The organism is Niveispirillum sp. FG156, assembly GCF_057809555.1.
Genome location: NZ_JBMDKE010000026.1, coordinates 71,959 through 87,937 on the forward strand (window position 1 = coordinate 71,959; position 15,979 = coordinate 87,937).

At 64.6% G+C, this 15,979-nt stretch carries 18 protein-coding genes; 9 read left to right on the forward strand and 9 right to left on the reverse strand.

Annotation, left to right across the window (positions count from 1 at the left end; translation table 11 throughout):
* Nucleotides 1-23 precede the first annotated feature (23 nt).
* The 6 genes from ACODSP_RS17395 (at nt 24) to ACODSP_RS17420 (ending at nt 6,129) form a co-directional block, all read left to right on the forward strand.
* Complete coding sequence (locus ACODSP_RS17395; protein WP_488966825.1) at nt 24-584, forward strand: F0F1 ATP synthase subunit delta; 561 nt, start codon at nt 24-26, stop codon at nt 582-584.
* Complete coding sequence (gene atpA, locus ACODSP_RS17400; RefSeq protein WP_488966826.1) at nt 584-2,113, forward strand: F0F1 ATP synthase subunit alpha; 1,530 nt, start codon at nt 584-586, stop codon at nt 2,111-2,113. The genes ACODSP_RS17395 and atpA overlap by 1 nt, the downstream gene beginning before the upstream one ends.
* Before the next feature lie 44 nt (nt 2,114-2,157).
* A complete protein-coding gene (locus tag ACODSP_RS17405; RefSeq protein WP_488966827.1) occupies nt 2,158-3,042 on the forward strand; it encodes a F0F1 ATP synthase subunit gamma in 885 nt (294 codons plus the stop codon).
* Between the two features lie 48 nt (nt 3,043-3,090).
* Complete coding sequence (gene atpD, locus ACODSP_RS17410) at nt 3,091-4,518, forward strand: F0F1 ATP synthase subunit beta (protein WP_488966828.1); 1,428 nt, start codon at nt 3,091-3,093, stop codon at nt 4,516-4,518.
* Between the two features lie 182 nt (nt 4,519-4,700).
* A complete protein-coding gene (gene atpC / locus ACODSP_RS17415) occupies nt 4,701-5,129 on the forward strand; it encodes an ATP synthase F1 subunit epsilon (RefSeq protein WP_488966829.1) in 429 nt (142 codons plus the stop codon).
* A gap of 181 nt (nt 5,130-5,310) precedes the next feature.
* Complete coding sequence (locus ACODSP_RS17420) at nt 5,311-6,129, forward strand: acyl-ACP desaturase (RefSeq protein WP_488966830.1); 819 nt, start codon at nt 5,311-5,313, stop codon at nt 6,127-6,129.
* A 117-nt stretch (nt 6,130-6,246) separates the two neighbouring features.
* Here the strand turns inward: ACODSP_RS17420 and ACODSP_RS17425 are convergent, their stop codons facing one another.
* Nucleotides 6,247-6,822 (reverse strand): hypothetical protein, encoded by a 576-nt coding sequence (locus tag ACODSP_RS17425; RefSeq protein WP_488966831.1) that lies wholly within the window; start codon nt 6,820-6,822, stop codon nt 6,247-6,249.
* A 140-nt stretch (nt 6,823-6,962) separates the two neighbouring features.
* Here ACODSP_RS17425 and ACODSP_RS17430 point away from each other — a divergent pair, with 140 nt between their 5' ends.
* Entirely contained in the window at nt 6,963-7,958 is a 996-nt protein-coding gene (locus ACODSP_RS17430; RefSeq protein ID WP_488966832.1) for a patatin-like phospholipase family protein, read from the forward strand.
* Between the two features lie 42 nt (nt 7,959-8,000).
* Here ACODSP_RS17430 and ACODSP_RS17435 read toward each other — a convergent pair whose 3' ends face one another.
* The 5 genes from ACODSP_RS17435 to ACODSP_RS17455 all read right to left on the reverse strand — a co-directional run bounded on the left by ACODSP_RS17435 (nt 8,001) and on the right by ACODSP_RS17455 (nt 11,986).
* On the reverse strand, nt 8,001-8,174 hold the full coding sequence (locus ACODSP_RS17435) for an FAD-linked oxidase C-terminal domain-containing protein (RefSeq protein ID WP_488966833.1): 174 nt from the start codon (nt 8,172-8,174) through the stop codon (nt 8,001-8,003).
* 29 nt (nt 8,175-8,203) lie between these two features.
* On the reverse strand, nt 8,204-8,896 hold the full coding sequence (locus ACODSP_RS17440) for an alpha/beta fold hydrolase (RefSeq protein WP_488966834.1): 693 nt from the start codon (nt 8,894-8,896) through the stop codon (nt 8,204-8,206).
* Nucleotides 8,896-10,338 carry an FAD-binding oxidoreductase gene (locus ACODSP_RS17445; RefSeq protein ID WP_488966835.1) on the reverse strand — a complete coding sequence of 481 codons (1,443 nt, stop codon included), beginning with the start codon at nt 10,336-10,338 and terminating at the stop codon, nt 8,896-8,898. Before ACODSP_RS17445 ends, ACODSP_RS17440 begins: the two co-directional genes overlap by 1 nt.
* 1 nt (nt 10,339) lies before the next feature.
* Entirely contained in the window at nt 10,340-11,299 is a 960-nt protein-coding gene (locus tag ACODSP_RS17450) for an L-threonylcarbamoyladenylate synthase (RefSeq protein ID WP_488966857.1), read from the reverse strand.
* Between the two features lie 258 nt (nt 11,300-11,557).
* Nucleotides 11,558-11,986, reverse strand: a complete 429-nt coding sequence (locus ACODSP_RS17455; protein WP_488966836.1) for a VOC family protein — start codon at nt 11,984-11,986, stop codon at nt 11,558-11,560.
* A 91-nt stretch (nt 11,987-12,077) separates the two neighbouring features.
* On the opposite strand from ACODSP_RS17455, the gene parA reads away from it, so the two are divergent.
* Nucleotides 12,078-12,716 carry a ParA family partition ATPase gene (gene parA, locus ACODSP_RS17460; protein ID WP_488966837.1) on the forward strand — a complete coding sequence of 213 codons (639 nt, stop codon included), beginning with the start codon at nt 12,078-12,080 and terminating at the stop codon, nt 12,714-12,716.
* Between the two features lie 42 nt (nt 12,717-12,758).
* On the opposite strand, the gene ACODSP_RS17465 is transcribed toward parA, so the two are convergent.
* Complete coding sequence (locus ACODSP_RS17465; protein WP_488966838.1) at nt 12,759-13,979, reverse strand: GAF domain-containing sensor histidine kinase; 1,221 nt, start codon at nt 13,977-13,979, stop codon at nt 12,759-12,761.
* An 84-nt stretch (nt 13,980-14,063) separates the two neighbouring features.
* Nucleotides 14,064-14,528 carry a thioredoxin-dependent thiol peroxidase gene (bcp, locus tag ACODSP_RS17470; protein ID WP_488966839.1) on the reverse strand — a complete coding sequence of 155 codons (465 nt, stop codon included), beginning with the start codon at nt 14,526-14,528 and terminating at the stop codon, nt 14,064-14,066.
* Nucleotides 14,529-14,621: 93 nt separating this feature from the next.
* Here bcp and ACODSP_RS17475 point away from each other — a divergent pair, with 93 nt between their 5' ends.
* The gene (locus tag ACODSP_RS17475) at nt 14,622-15,161 is read left to right on the forward strand and encodes a DinB family protein (protein WP_488966840.1); all 540 of its coding nucleotides are present in this window, start codon (nt 14,622-14,624) and stop codon (nt 15,159-15,161) included.
* Nucleotides 15,162-15,232: 71 nt separating this feature from the next.
* On the opposite strand, the gene ACODSP_RS17480 is transcribed toward ACODSP_RS17475, so the two are convergent.
* Nucleotides 15,233-15,958 (reverse strand): HdaA/DnaA family protein, encoded by a 726-nt coding sequence (locus tag ACODSP_RS17480; RefSeq protein ID WP_488966841.1) that lies wholly within the window; start codon nt 15,956-15,958, stop codon nt 15,233-15,235.
* Between the last annotated feature and the right edge of the window lie 21 nt (nt 15,959-15,979).

The window sequence follows — 15,979 nt, forward strand, 5'->3', positions numbered from 1 at the left end:
ACGGACTTTAACCGAGGTTACCAGTGGCAACCGAAGGGACTGGCGTCTCCGAACTCGCCTCGCGCTATGCGAGCGCTCTGTTCGATCTCGCGGATGGGCAGCAGGCCCTGGACCAGACGGCCCAGGATCTGACGTCCGTCAAGGCTCTGCTCGCTGAAAGCGCGGACCTCCGCCGCTTGATCGGCAGCCCGCTGCTCGCCCGCAACGAACAGGAACGCGCTATGGAAGCCGTCCTGGCTGCGGCTGGCATCGGGGAACTCGTGCGGAAGTTCGTGGGGCTGGTGGCGCGCAATCGCCGCCTCTTCACCCTTCCGGGCATGATCGACGGGTATCTGGCCGAACTGGCCCGCCGCCGTGGCGAAAGCACGGCGCGCGTCACCGTTGCTCGTCCGCTGACGGATGCGCAGTGGAACGACCTCGCCGCCGCTCTGAATAAGGGCGAAGGTTCCAACATCAAGTTGGATGTGAAGGTCGATCCCTCGCTGATCGGCGGCATGATCGTTAAAATCGGTTCCCGCATGGTGGATAGCTCCGTGCGTACCAAGCTCAATAAGCTGAAACTCGCCATGAAAGGGGTTGGATAATGGAAATCCGCGCCGCTGAGATTTCCGCGATCCTGAAGCAGCAGATCGCGAACTTCGGCAACGAAGCCGATGTCGCCGAAGTGGGCCAGGTTCTGTCCATCGGTGACGGCGTGGCCCGTATCCATGGTCTGGACAAGGTCCAGGCCGGCGAGATGGTTGAATTCCCCGGCGGGGTCAAGGGCATGGCCCTGAACCTCGAAACCGACAATGTCGGCGTGGTGATTTTCGGTTCCGACCGTACCATCAAGGAAGGCGACGTCGTCAAGCGTACCGGCGCCATCGTTGAGGTGCCTGTGGGCCGTGGCCTGCTGGGCCGCGTTGTCGACGGTCTGGGTAACCCGATCGACGGCAAGGGCCCGCTGACCGACGTCAAGCGTCAGCGCGTGGAAGTGAAGGCCCCGGGCATCATTCCGCGTAAGTCGGTGCATGAGCCGATGCAGACCGGCCTCAAGGCAATTGACGCCCTGGTGCCCGTCGGCCGTGGCCAGCGCGAGCTGATCATCGGTGACCGTCAGACCGGCAAGACCGCCATTGCTCTGGATACCTTCATCAACCAGAAGGGTATCAACAAGGGCGACGACGAGTCCAAGAAGCTTTACTGCATCTATGTCGCCGTGGGCCAGAAACGCTCCACCGTGGCCCAGATCGTCAAGACGCTCGAAGAGAACGGCGCGATGGAATATTCCATCGTCGTGGCCGCCACCGCTTCGGAGCCGGCGCCGCTGCAGTTCCTGGCCCCCTACACGGGTGCGGCCATGGGCGAGTTCTTCCGCGACAATGGCATGCATGCCCTGATCGTTTATGACGATCTGTCCAAGCAGGCCGTTGCCTACCGTCAGATGTCGCTGCTGCTGCGCCGTCCGCCGGGTCGCGAAGCCTATCCCGGCGACGTGTTCTATCTGCACAGCCGCTTGCTGGAACGCGCCGCCAAGCTGAACGATGCCAATGGCAATGGTTCGCTGACGGCCCTGCCGGTCATCGAGACCCAGGCCGGTGACGTGTCCGCCTACATCCCGACGAACGTGATCTCGATCACCGACGGCCAGATCTTCCTGGAAACGGGCCTGTTCTATCGCGGCATCCGTCCCGCCATCAACGTCGGTCTCTCGGTGTCCCGCGTGGGTTCCGCCGCTCAGATCAAGGCGATGAAGCAGGTTGCCGGCACCATCAAGCTGGAACTGGCCCAGTATCGTGAAATGGCTGCCTTCGCGCAGTTCGCTTCCGATCTGGACGCCACGACCCAGCGTCTGCTGAGCCGCGGTGCGCGCCTGACGGAGCTGCTGAAGCAGCCCCAGTTCAAGCCGATGCCCGTGGAAGAACAGGTCGTGTCGATTTTCGCCGGTGTGCGCGGTTACCTTGACAAGGTCCCGACCAACGACGTGAACCGGTTCGAGGCTCGCTTCCTGGACGAAATCCGGGCCAAGGGTGCCGACATCCTGGCCGCGATCCGCACCGAGAAGGCGATCTCCAAGGAAACCGAAGAGAAGCTGAAGGCTTTCCTCGAAGGTTTCGTCAAGGTTTTCGCCTGATCCAAGCTCCCGGCAACGGGGCGAATTGAGAGCGTAGGGCTGTCATGCCGAGCTTGAAGGACATCCGAAACCGGATCGCCAGCGTCAAGTCGACGCAGAAGATCACGTCGGCCATGAAGATGGTCGCGGCCAGCAAGCTGCGCCGCGCCCAGGAGCAGGCTGAGGCCGGCCGGCCCTATGCTGAACGCATGGGCCGGATGCTGGCTTCGCTGGCTGCCAACGTGGCCGGCGGTCCCGGTGGCCCCCGCCTGATGACCGGGACGGGCAGCGATCAGACCCACCTGCTGGTGGTGATGACGGCTGACCGTGGTCTGGCCGGTGGTTTCACTGGCTCTGTGGTGCGCGATACCAAGCGCGCCATCCTGCGCCTGCAGGCCGAGGGCAAGACCGTGAAGCTGCTGACCGTGGGCCGCAAGGGCCGCGATTTGCTGCGCCGGGAGTTTCCCTCGCTGATCGTCGCCAGCTTCGAGGAAGTGGGCAAGAAGAAGCTCTCCTTCGCCGACGCCGATCGCGTCACGGCGAAGATCCTGGAGCTGTTCGATGCCGGCCAGTTCGATGTGGCGACCATCGTCTATAACAAGTTCAAGTCGGCGATGACCCAGATCGTGACGTTGCAGCAGGTGGTGCCGTTTGCGGCGCCCGCAGCAGCAAGCGACACGGCCACCGAGGCCAGCGCCGTCTATGAGTTCGAGCCGAGCGAGGAGGCCATTCTGGCCGACCTGCTGCCGCGCAACCTGGCCATTCAGGTCTATTCTGCCCTGCTGGAGAGCGCCGCGTCGTTCTTCGGTGCGCAGATGACCGCGATGGACAATGCCACGCGTAACGCCGGCGAGATGATCAAGAAGTACACGCTGGTTTACAACCGCACCCGCCAGGCTTCGATCACCAAGGAACTGATCGAAATCATCTCCGGCGCGGAAGCGTTGTAAACCCACCCGCATTCACGACGAAGTCAAGGTTCCGAGGGAGCTTACCCCATGGCTAACAACAGCAACGCGGTCGGCCGCATCACGCAGGTTCTTGGTGCCGTCGTGGACGTGCAGTTCAGCGGCGAACTGCCGCCGATCCTGAACGCGCTGAACACCCAGAACGAGGGCAAGACCCTGGTTCTGGAAGTCGCGCAGCATCTGGGCGAGAACACCGTCCGCACCATCGCCATGGACACGACCGACGGTCTGGTTCGTGGCGCCGAGGTGGTGGACACCGGCAACTCGATCCTGATGCCCGTCGGTCCGGCCACCCTGGGCCGCATCCTGAACGTCATCGGCGAGCCGATCGACGAGCGTGGCCCGGTCGGCAACGACAAGGTCCTGCCGATCCATCGCGACGCGCCCGAGTTCGTCGATCAGGCGACCGACGCCGCCCTGCTGATCACCGGCATCAAGGTCATCGACCTGCTGGCCCCGTACCTGAAGGGCGGTAAGATCGGCCTGTTCGGCGGCGCCGGCGTGGGCAAGACCGTGACCATTCAGGAACTGATCAACAACGTCGCCAAGGCGCACGGTGGTATGTCGGTGTTCGCCGGCGTGGGTGAGCGTACCCGCGAAGGTAACGACCTGTACCACGAAATGATCGACGCCGGCGTTATCAAGACCGACGGTCCGGGCTCCAAGGTGGCCCTGGTCTATGGTCAGATGAACGAGCCGCCGGGTGCTCGCGCCCGCGTCGCCCTGTCCGGCCTGACCATTGCTGAATATTTCCGCGATGAAGAAGGCCAGGACGTGCTGTTCTTCGTGGACAACATTTTCCGCTTCACCCAGGCGGGCGCCGAGATGTCGGCACTGCTGGGCCGTATCCCGTCGGCCGTGGGTTACCAGCCCACGCTGTCCACCGACATGGGCGGCCTGCAGGAGCGCATCACCTCGACGAAGAAGGGTTCGATCACGTCCGTGCAGGCCATTTACGTGCCCGCCGACGATCTGACCGACCCGGCCCCGGCCACGTCGTTCGCCCACCTGGACGCCACGACCGTGCTGTCGCGTTCCATCGCTGAAATGGCCATCTTCCCGGCCGTGGATCCGCTGGACAGTACCTCGCGCGCTCTGGACCCCCGCATCGTCGGTGAGGACCATTACAACACGGCCCGTAAGGTTCAGCAGGTTCTCCAGCAGTACAAGGCGCTGCAGGACATCATCGCGATCCTGGGCATGGACGAACTGTCGGAAGAGGATAAGCTGGTCGTGGCTCGCGCCCGCAAGATCCAGCGCTTCCTCTCCCAGCCGTTCCATGTGGCCGAAGTGTTCACCGGCACGCCGGGCGTTCTCGTTTCCCTGGAAGACACCATCAAGGGCTTCAAGGGCATCGTGAACGGCGACTACGACCATCTGCCGGAAGCCGCCTTCTACATGGTTGGCACCATTGAGCAGGCCGTGGAAAAGGCCCGCAAGATGGCCGAGGCCGCTTAAGGTTTGTAGCCTAGTGCCCTCACCCTCCCATTGGCTGACGCCAATGGGCCCCTCCCTCTCCCACGTTCGTGGGCGAGGGGTGAAAACCGCCCCTCTCCCGCTTGTCGGGAGAGGGAGGGGCCCAAGCCGGAAGGCTTGGGAGGGTGAGGGAAGTCCCTTAAAGTTTGCGCAGGGTTCAGACCATGGCCGACAAGGTTGAATTCGAGCTGGTGTCGCCGGAAAAGCTGCTGGTGTCGCAGCCGGTGCATATGGTGGTGGTGCCGGGGGCCGAGGGCTTCCTGGGCGTCCTGCCGGGCCATGCCCCGATGATCGTCACGGTGAAGCCGGGCATCATCGACATCTATGCCAATGACATGGCGACGATCACCCAGCGCATTTTCGTGGCGGGTGGTTTCTGCGAGATCACCGGTGCGCGCGTCACCATCCTGGCCGAGGAAGCGTCCGACCTAGACGTCGTCCGTGGCCTGGACCGCGCCGCCCTGGAAAAGCAGCTGGCCGACCTGTCCGAAGACCTGGCGGATGCCAAGTCCGAGGGCGAGCGCCACACGCTGGAAGGCAAGGTCGCCATCGTGCAGGCCAAGCTGGATGTCCAGGCCGGTACGGTGCACTAAGCAGCTTGATTGGCACCCGGAACCGCGTCACATATGTGTCACGTTTCCGGTGTGATGCGAGCGATTATCACGGGGGCGCTTTGCGCCCCCGTTGCTTTTTCAGGCGACCCGGCCCATCTGTCAGCAACCGCGCAGGCCCATGGCCGGCGCGCTTTCAGCAGCGAAGTGGATGAATATCGTCATGGCGAATGCGCATTGGACCATTGAGGGCCTGCCCTGGGACAAGCTGGACACCGCCAAGGCGTCACCCGACATGCTGAAGCTGGCCAAGGCGGCAGCCCTGGTCGAATATAACGGCCATATCTATGCCGACTATCTGTGCAATGTCTTCCGCGAGGACGCCATCTTCTGCGATGTGGTCCGGCAATGGGCCATCGAGGAAGTGCAGCATGGCGAGGCGCTGGGTACCTGGGCGTCGCGCATCGATCCCTCCTGGGATTTCCAGGCAGCGGTGAAGCGCTTCCGCGACGGGTACCAGATCGATGTGGCTGCCATGGACAGCAAGCGCGGCAGCCGCGCCGGCGAGTTGGTCGCGCGCTGCATCGTGGAGACGGGCACGTCGAGCTATTACACGGCGCTGGCCGAGGCGACGGAAGAACCTGTTTTCAAGCAGATCTGCAAGCATATCGCCGCCGACGAGCTACGCCATTACAAGCTGTTCTATGACCATCTGAAGCGCTATCTGGAATCAGAGAAGCTGAACCGGGTGCAGCGCCTGATGGTCTGCCTGTCGCGCATCAACGAGACGGAGGACGATGAACTGTCCTACGCCTTCTATGCCGCCAATTACTGGACCCGCCCCTATGAGCGGGTCGAGAATAACGCCGAATATACCAGCCTCGCCTATTCTTTCTACCGCCCGCACCATGTCGATCGCATGGTTGGCATGGTGTTCAAGGCATCCGGCCTGAAGCCGCACACCTGGCTGCACAATTGGGCCGCCAGGTTCGCCTATAAGCGCATGCATCAGAAGGCAGAGACGGCCCGTCTGGCGGCGTGACTGGCGACGTGGTTCCGCGGATTACGCTTTGCTAATCCGCGCTACGACACATGCCCTCCCCGTAGCGCGGATTAGGTGCAAGCCGTAATCCGCGGAGGGCCGCTTCGTCAGGCGTCCTCAATGCAGACGCTGCGACACCGGCCCTTCAATGGCCAGACGCGGTTCATCCTCGTCCATGCCCTCGCGCAGGATATCCAGCAGCCGGCCCGCATCCGGTGTGCCGCCCAGCGTCTCGCACAGGCACCCCATCAGTTCGGGCACCATTTGCATCAGGGCGGTATTGCCCGGCAGGAAGCGATGCAGGATCAGGCCATTTTCGACCGCATCCAGCATCAGGCTGGCCGCTGGCCCGGCCATGGCTAGGATCAGGGGCAGGGGTACCGGTTCCGGCGCCACGCCCGTGCGGCCAAGCGCGCGCATATTGCGTTCCATGATGAAACCGCTGGCGGGACCGTCCACCACCGTGAGGGCGGCATTGGTGCCGGCCTGTTCCAGAAGCACGCGGCGCAGCTTGCGCAGGGCGGCGATAGCGGCGGCGGTCCGGTCGGCCTGTCCGCTGGCGCGCTGGCCGGCGGCGTTGAAGGCGGCGCGCACCAGGGCCGGGATGGGATTGGGTGCCGGCTGGGGTTGGGTCTGGGTCTGCTGGGTCGTCATGGCGCGATCCTCCTTCACGAAGCGATGCCCCTTGGTCATCGGCGCGCCCTCGCGGACCCCGACATGGGCATCCGTGGCGTCGCCTGTCTTGTGACGTGGGGTCTCGCGGGGACCGCTTCAAGGGTCGGCGGCGGAACCATTCCGGAGTATCCTGTGGCACCGCAACATGAGGGGCCGACATGGTACTGAAGCAGATCATGCGACGGCTGGGCCGTGCCCAGTCGCCGGTGGCGGTCCCCAAGCCATCAAATCAGCCGCCAGGCATGGCGCTGGCGTTGCAGGGCGGCGGCTCCCTGGGGGCCTTTACCTGGGGTGTGCTGGACCGCCTGTTGGACGAGCCGGGATTTGCGCCTCTGCGCCTGTCCGGTGCCTCCGCCGGTGCGGTCAATGCGGTGGCCTTTGCCAGCGGATGGGCAAAGGGCGGACCCGCCGGTGCGCGCGATGCGCTGGACCGTGTCTGGCGGCGGGTGGGCGAATGCGGCGTTGGCGCCCTGGGCTTCTGCCCCACCTGGGCGAATAACGGTATCACCCAGGCTGTGAACAGCGCGGCCTTTGCCATGGCCAGCCGTTTCTTCTCCCCCTATGCGCTGAACCCCCTGGGCTTCAACCCGTTGCGGTCGATCCTGGTGGAGGAGGTGGATTTTTCGGCGCTGACCCTGCCCACGGCACCCGCGCTGCTGATCTCTGCCACCCGCGTGCGCGACGGACAGCCGCGCCTCTTCGCCAATGGGGAGATCGGTGTCGATCAACTGCTGGCCTCCACCACCCTGCCGACCCTGCATCAGGCCGTTGAGATCGAGGGCGAGGATTACTGGGATGGCGGTTACACCCTGAACCCACCCATCCGCGCCCTGCTGGATGGGGCGCCGGTGGGCCGCCTGCTGGTGGTACAGGCCATGACCAACTGCACCGATGACACGCCCCGCACGGCGGCGGCGATTCGCGAACGCCTGAACCAGATCACCTTCTCCCGCCCCCTGGAGGCAGAGATGGAACTGGTGCGGGAAGTGCTGAAGCGTGGGGAGGGGCCGGAACAGCTCGACCTTCTGTCCATCGACCCGCAGGACCCGACGGTCGGCGACCTGAACGGCCTGCGCATCGATATGGAGTATCTGCTTGCGCTGAAGACGCACGGGCGCGCGCAGGTGGAGCGATGGTTGGGTAGCGCGGATTAGCGGAGCGTAATCCGCGGAAATCCTGCGACGTGGCTCCGCGGATTACGCTCCGCTAATCCGCGCTACGAGAACCTTCCCCGGATTCATAATCCCGTCCGGGTCCAGCATCCCCTTCACCTTCTGCATCAGGTCCAGTTCCACCGGGTGCTTGATGCGGGCCAATTCCTCGGCCTTGTGGTTGCCGATGCCATGTTCGTCGCTGACGCAAGGAATCAAAACGTGTCACTTGGAAAGTCGAGTTTTTGTCAGGGGTGGCCCAAACTGTTGGTGAATGCCGCAATCTCAGCAGCGGCTTCTGCTGGACGCTGCTGTAACAGCAGGTGAGGGCCGTTCAAGCGGGCATGACGACAGTGAGGCATGAGGCGGGCTAATTCGGTTGCCGCGTCTCGCCGCAGAAGCCGATCTTGGTATGCCGACAGTATCAGGGCCGGGAGTTTTATCGCCGACAGTTCCCTGCGCATATCTACACGCAGGGCCTCCCTTGCTCGTCCGATGACCACGTCTGCTGGAAGTTTTGCTACGCAATCCCTGATCTGCATTGCAAGGAATGTGTTTCCGCCATTCAACAATAGTTGGTTGATAAGGGCTGTCGGAAGCATTGCTGCCCCCATGATATCCGCTATGCCATACGCTAGCGCGCCCACCATTACGGGAAGTGGCTGTCTTGCAAACGTTGCCGACAGTACAATGCCGCAAAGACCCGGAGGAGCGAGGGCCGCCAGCTTAATGCCGACAGGTCCGGAAAAGGACTCGGCGACCAATACAAAGTCGCCCGGTGGCAATTGGCTGCTGACCCGTTGGGTAAGCGTCTCGTAATCCAAATGGATGTCGTCTGGATAGCTGATGATGTGAGCAAAAAGCTGGGCTGGAAGCTTTTCAATCAGAGGCTCAAAAAAATCTCCTGATCCGTCAAAGCCGGGTAGCAAGACCAGCTTCATTACTCGGCTCCCCTATGGAGCTCCACTACCCTACTCAACAGAACCTTCCCCGGATTCATGACCCCGTCCGGGTCCAGCATGGCCTTCACCTTCCGCATCAGGTCCAGTTCCACTGGGTCCTTTATCCGGGCCAGTTCGTCTGCCTTGTGGTTGCCGATGCCATGTTCGGCGCTGATGCTGCCGCCATGGGCCAGGACCTGTTCATGGACAAGGTCGCTGATGGCATGGGCGTGGGCCAGATAGGCGGCCCCGTCCATGCCCGCCGGGCGGCCGATATTGAAGTGGATATTGCCGTCACCGGCATGGCCGAACGGGTAGGGACGGATGCCGGGCATATAGGCGGTGACGGCGGCAATGGTGGCGGACAGGAAATCGGGGATGCGGCTGACGGGCACGGACACGTCGGTATGAACCACCCCGCCGATCTTGCGCCCGATCTCCGGCAGGCTTTCGCGGATCAGCCACAATTTGCGTTGCTGTTCCATGCTGTCGGCGAAGATGGCGTCGGTGACCAGCCCCTGTTCCAGGGCCGTCTCCAGCACCGCCTCCACCTGTTGGCGCAACAGCGGTCCCGCCATGCCGCTGCTGGCCTCCAGAAGCACATACCAGGGTGAGGGGGCGGATAGCGGGTCCTGGTCCCGCCCCAATATCTCCCGCGATCCGTCAAAGGCAAAACGCGGCATCAGTTCGAACGCAGACAGGCTGTCGCCCGTGCCGGTGCGCGCCAGCCCCAGCAGGGTGACGGCGGCTGCGGGGCTGGGTACCGCGATCAGGGCGGTTTCGATCTGGCGGGGGCGGGGGAAAAGCTTCACCGAGGCGGCGGTGATGATGCCCAAGGTGCCTTCGGCGCCCAGGAACAGGTGCTTCAGATCGTAACCGCTATTATCCTTGCGGAGCGTGCGCAACCCGTTCCAGACGCGCCCGTCGGGCAGCACCACCTCCAGCCCCAGCACCAGATCGCGGGCATTGCCATAGCGGAGCGTCAGGATGCCGCCAGCATTGCTGGACAGGTTGCCGCCCAGCATGCAGGTGCCCTCCGCGCCCAGCGACAGGGGGAAATACCGGTCGGCAGCGGCGGCGGCGGCCTGGATATCGGCCAGGACGCAGCCGGCTTCCGCAATCATCGTATAATCGGTGGCGTCCAGGGTGCGGATGCGGTTCAGGCGGCCCAGGTTCAGCAGGACGGCGCCCGTTCCCTTCTCGGCGATGGTTCCGCCAACCAGCCCGGTATTGCCCCCCTGCGGCACGATGGGCACTCGGGCCTCAGCGCAGAGCCGCACGATGGCGGCCACCTCCGCCGTTGATCCGGGACGCAGGACGGCCACGGGGTGGCTTTCCTCCCGCTGGCGCCAGTCGAAGGCATAGGGCGCCATGTCGGTGCCGGTCAGGACATGGGCGGGGCCGATCAGATCGGCCAGGGCGGAAAGCAGGTCGGTGCTCATCTCAGGTCCTGGGTGCGGCCGCACGGCGCAGACGGTCATTGATGGCCATGCCAAGGCCTTTGTCGGGCACCGGCATGACGGCGATGCCCGACAGGCCTGGCCGATCCAGGGCGCGCAGCATGGCGAACAGGTTGGACGCCGCCTCCGTCAGGTCGCCATTATTGGACAGGTTCATGCGTATGGCCCCGCCGCGCAGGAACTGATCCGGGCCGAAAGCCAGCAGCGCCTCGTTATCGCGCACAGCCGTCGCGTCCAGCCGCACGGGCAGGCCCGGCGCATAATGGCTGGTCAGCATGCCCGGGGCCTTCACCCCGTCTGCCGCCGTGGCCAGATCGACGGGACCCAGCACGCTTTCCAGTTCCTCCCGCGTCACCGAACCGGGGCGCAGCAGCAGCGGGCGCTCACCCGTCAGGTCCAGGACGGTCGATTCGACACCGATGGCGCAGCGCCCGCCGGCCAGGATCAGCTTCAGCCGGGCGCCACCGCCCTCGGGAAACTCTTCCACCACATGCATCGGCGTTGTCGGGCTGACATGGCCCGAGACATTGGCCGATGGGGCGGCCAGGGGGCGGCCCGATGCCTGGATCAGGGCGCGGGCGACCGGATGGGCGGGGCTGCGCACCGCCACCGTGTCCAGCCCGGCGGAAACCAGCAGCGACAAGGGTGCATCGGCCCGGCGCGGCAGGACCAGGGTCAGGGGGCCGGGCCACCACATCTCCATGGTACGGGCGGCGCGGTCATCGATATGGACCAAAGCCGCCGCCGCTGCGTCATCGGCGACATGCACGATCAGCGGGTTGAAGCTGGGCCGGCCCTTGGCGGCAAAGATGGCGGCGACCGCCGCGTCGTTCCCGGCATCGCCGGCTAGCCCATAGACGGTTTCCGTGGGCATGGCGACCAAACCACCCGCTGCCAGCACATCGGACGCCTGCGCAAAGGTATGCGCACCCGGCGGCAGCACGCGCGGCCGGTCAGGATGCGGCGGCGGGGCCGGCGCGTCATGGTGATGGTGGCTGGGATCGTCGCAGCAATGATCGTGGGGCACGGGGACAGGTCCTGCAATTCTCTGCTGATACGATAACGACCCTGGGCGGCCCGATCACGGGCTTTCCGCGCATTCCGGCGATGCCACACCCGTAGCGCGGATTAGGCGGCAGCCGTAATCCGCGGAACCACTTTCGTCGTCTGAGCCGCGGATTACGGCTTTGCCTAATCCGCGCTACGCCACACCCGGCTTCAGCGAAAACACGATGCCCCAGCCATCCGGGTCTTCAAAACAGACGGCCCGGTTCAGCCAATAGGGATTTTCCGGTTCCACCGGCACGCCGCCCCGCGCCTGGATGGCGGCGGACACCGACAGCAAATCCGCGCGGCTGTCGACATAGAGGACCAGCAGATTATCGCGCGTCGGCGCGGGGCAGGGGCTGCCATCCTTGTGCTGGGTGAATTCCAGTTGCGTGTCCCAGCCGGGAACGCCGATCATCACCCCGTCATAGCCGGCATGGGTGCCGTCATCGACCCAGCCACCAATCACGGACAGACCGATCACATCGCGGTAGAAGGCGGTGACCGCCGAAAGCCGGTCCGTGGGCCGCGCGATGCGCACGCGGGTGATGGGAAGATGGCTGGGCCATGGCGTGCTGGTCATCGATCTGCCTCATGCTGCGGTGCGGCGCTTGCCGCCCGTCCTTCATGTGGGCACACTGTCACCCGTAACAAAGGGCAGCAAGGGGCCGGGCATGACGGGGCGGGTCATCACCATCGCGCAGCAGAAGGGCGGGGCGGGCAAGACGACGTTGGCCATTCATCTGGCCGTCACCTGGGCGCGGGCCGGCAAATCCACCGCCCTGGTCGATATCGACCCGCAGGGCAGCCTGTCCGCCTGGTACGCCGCCCGTGAGGCGACCCTGGGCGCCGATGCCACCGGCATCACGCATCTGCAAATCTCCGGCTGGCGGACGCAGCGGGAGGTGGAGCGGCTGGCCCGGACCCATGATGCGGTGGTGATCGACAGCCCGCCCCATGCCGAAACCGACGCCCGCATCGCCGTGCGCACCGCCGCGCTGGTGGTGGTGCCGGTACAGCCCAGCCCCATGGACCTGTGGGCCACGCGCCCCACGCTGGATCTGGCGCGGGTGGAAAAGCGGCCCGTGATGCTGGTCATGAACCGCGTGCCCGCACGCGGCAAGCTGGTCGATGCGGTCGCGGAAAAGGCAGCCGAACTGGGCGTGCCCGTCGCCAGCGAAAGCCTGGGCAACCGTATCGGGTTCGCGGGATCGCTGATGGATGGCTTGACCCTGGCGGAAATCGACCCGAAATCGAAGGGTGTGGAGGAACTGGAGGCGCTGGCCGCCGAAATCTGGGCCGCACTGGACTGATATCAGGGGCCGCAGGTGGCCCACTGCCTCCTTCTGCCCTGATCAGGCGGCGGCCAGGGACAGGCGCAGCCAGAATCGGCTGCCGCCGTCTGGCACCGGCTCATACCCGATCTGTCCGCCCATGGCATGGACCAGCTGGCGGCAGATCGCCAGCCCCAGGCCCGACCCGTCGAACCGGCGGGCATGCGAGCTGTCGGCCTGGAAGAAGGGTGTGAAAAGATTGTCTCGATGTTCCGGGGCGACGCCGATGCCGGTATCCACCACATCCGCGCGCAGCCACAGCCGGTTCCCCTCCTGCCCATCCTGGCGCAGGTACAGGGTGATGCCGCCGGTTTCAGTGAATTTGGCGGCATTGAACAGCAGGTTGTTCAACACCTGCTGCAACCGGATGCCATCCCCGCGCCAGCGGTCGGGCAGGACGGGATCCAGATCGACCGACAGGGCCAGTCCCTTATCCTGACAGGTCTTCTGCACCAGCCGCTGTCCGCGTGCGGCCAGATCGGACAGGGAGAAGGGCCGTTCCTCCAGTTCCACCTTGCCCGACTCCAGCCGCGCATAGTCCAGCGTGTGGTTCAGCACCTGCATCAGGTTGCGGCCCGTGTCATGCACGGTGCGGGCATAATCGCCATAGGGTTCGGGCAGACCGGCATGGGCCAGCATCTCCCCGAAACCCAGGATCGCGTTCAACGGCGTCCGTATCTCGTGGCTCATCATGGCCAGAAAGCTGGCGCGGGCCTGGGCCATCTGCTCGGCAGCTTTCTGCGCCGTTGCCGCGTCGCGCTGCAACTTGTCCAGGGACAGCTGATCCATGGTGATGCCGGCAAACTGTTCCAGCATGGATGTTTGTTCGGCCTGGAAATCGGGCCGGGGCCGCCGGTCCAGAACGCAGAACACGCCCAGCACCTGTCTGCCCGGCGTGACAATCGGGACGCCTGCGTAAAAGCGCAGGCCCGCCTGGGTGATGCCGGGCAGGCCGGCAAAGCGGGGATCGGCGGCCAGATCGGGGACCAGCAGCGTGCCGCCATCGATCACCAGATTGCACAAGGTGGTTTCGCGCGGCTGCCGTCCGACGCAGATGCCTTCCTCGGCCTTGGGCCACATGTCGGCGGCATCGATCAGATTGACCATGGCAATGGGCAGATCAAACAGCCGCCGGGCCATGCCTGTCAGACGCAGGAAACGCGGATCAGGTCCCAGGTCGGACCCGACATAGGCGGAAAAATCCTGAAGCCGCAATCGCTCGCGCAGGTCGCTGACGATCATGATGCCTGATTCCGCCTCAATGGGTCGTCAGCTTGGGCGGACCCGGGGGCGGTGTCAACCATCCCCCCGGTTCCATTCGTGTGTTTACAGACCCTGAGCCGCCTTCAGCACGGCATCGACATGGCCCGGCACCTTCACCTTGCGCCATTCGGCGCGCAGGATGCCGTCCTTGTCGATCAGGAAGGTGGAGCGTTCGATGCCCATATATTTCTTGCCGTACATATTCTTTTCGGTCCAGGCGCCATAACGTTCCGTCACGTCGCTGTCGGCATCGGATGCCAGGATGAAGGGCAGCTTGTACTTGGCCTTGAACTTGTCATGGCTGGCCACGCTGTCCTTGGAGATGCCGATGATGGTGGCATCCAGCTTTTCGAAATGCGGCAGCTGCTCGCCGAACCCGCAGGCCTGGGTGGTGCAGCCGGACGTGTCATCCTTGGGATAGAAATAGACCACCACATTCTTGCCCTTCAGGGCCGACAGGGTGACGCTGCCATTGCCGTCGGTGGGCAGGGTGAAATCGGGGGCCGGCTGGCCGATCGCAATGGTCATTTCAGGTTCCTTCGGGGAATAATGGTCTTGAGCCCAAGGATTTAGATGCGGCGCGGCAGAGTCAACCCGCCGCACGACAAAGAGGATGCAGGCATGATCAGCGTGGATTACGTGCGTACCATGGCCGCCTATGGCCATTGGATGAACAGCCGCATGATGGCGGCCTGCGCCGCCATTCCGGCGGTGGACCGGTCGCGCGACATGGGCGCCTTCTTCAAATCGCTGCACGGCACCCTGGACCATATCCTGTGGGCCGACCTGATCTGGCTCAGCCGGTTCGAGGGCACGGCACCGCCCGTGGCCAAGGGGGCGGACCTGTTCCGTCCCGATTGGGATGAACTGGTGGCCGACCGTGCGGCGGCTGACGCCCGCATCACCCAATGGGCGGCGGGCGTGACGCCGGAATGGCTGTCTGCGCCCCTGTCCTATGTCACCAAGTTCAATCCCCACCGCTGGACCCTGCCGGCCTGGGTCCCGGTGACGCATTTCTTCAACCATGGCACCCACCATCGCGGGCAGGCGACTACCTTGATGATGCAACTGGGCGCCGATCCCGGCGTCACGGACCTGCCGGTCCTGCCGGGGATTTTCGATGGCTCGCTGGGTGTGGAGGCGAGCAAGGTTCGGGTTTAACGGAATACGGGTGCTGAAAATCCACCCACATTGCCTTCCCGGCCTGCGCCGGGAAGGCGGGTTCGGTGGTCTTAAATCTGATCGCCCAAAACCTGACGGCAGAATCGCACCGTGATCGGCTTCTTCGCGGCCAAGGCGGCATGGTCGAGCGTAGCGACCACGCGGCGGGCATTGGCGAAGCTGCGTTCGGTGCGGGTCATCAGCCAGTCGATGACATCTTCCCCCACCCGGATCTGCCGGTCGGCGAACAGCTTCACCAGCACGGCCATCAGCAGGGCATCGTCGGGGGCGGCCATGCCCACCGCCGGTGCCGCCAGCAGGCGGGAGCGCAGGTCGGGCAGGCGGATGACCCAGTTGACGGGCGCATTTTCCGCCAGCAGCAGCAGATGCCCGCCCATCTCCTTGGCCAGATTGTAAAGGTGGAACAGGGACCGTTCCAGCGCCGGGTCGCCCGCCACCCCCTGCGCCCCGTCCAGAACGGCGGTCCGCATGGGGCGCAGCAGGTCGGGCAACTCCGCCTCATCCCGCAGATCATCGACCGACAGAAGATTGCCGCGCGCCCGTGCGCGCCAGATCTGGGCCAGATGGCTTTTCCCGCACCCTGCCGGGCCGAACAGCAGCAGGGCCGGTGCCGGCCATTCCGGCCAGGCATCCAGCCAGGCCACCGCATCCTGATTGCCCGGCGCCACCAGGAAATCATCCTCCCCCATGGCCGACCGATGGCCGAGGTCGAGCGGGATCTGCCGCGTGGACAGCAGCGAGGGCGGATTGGAGGACGATTGGGGGGGCGTGGTCATGGCAAGAGCCCCTCCTTCTGC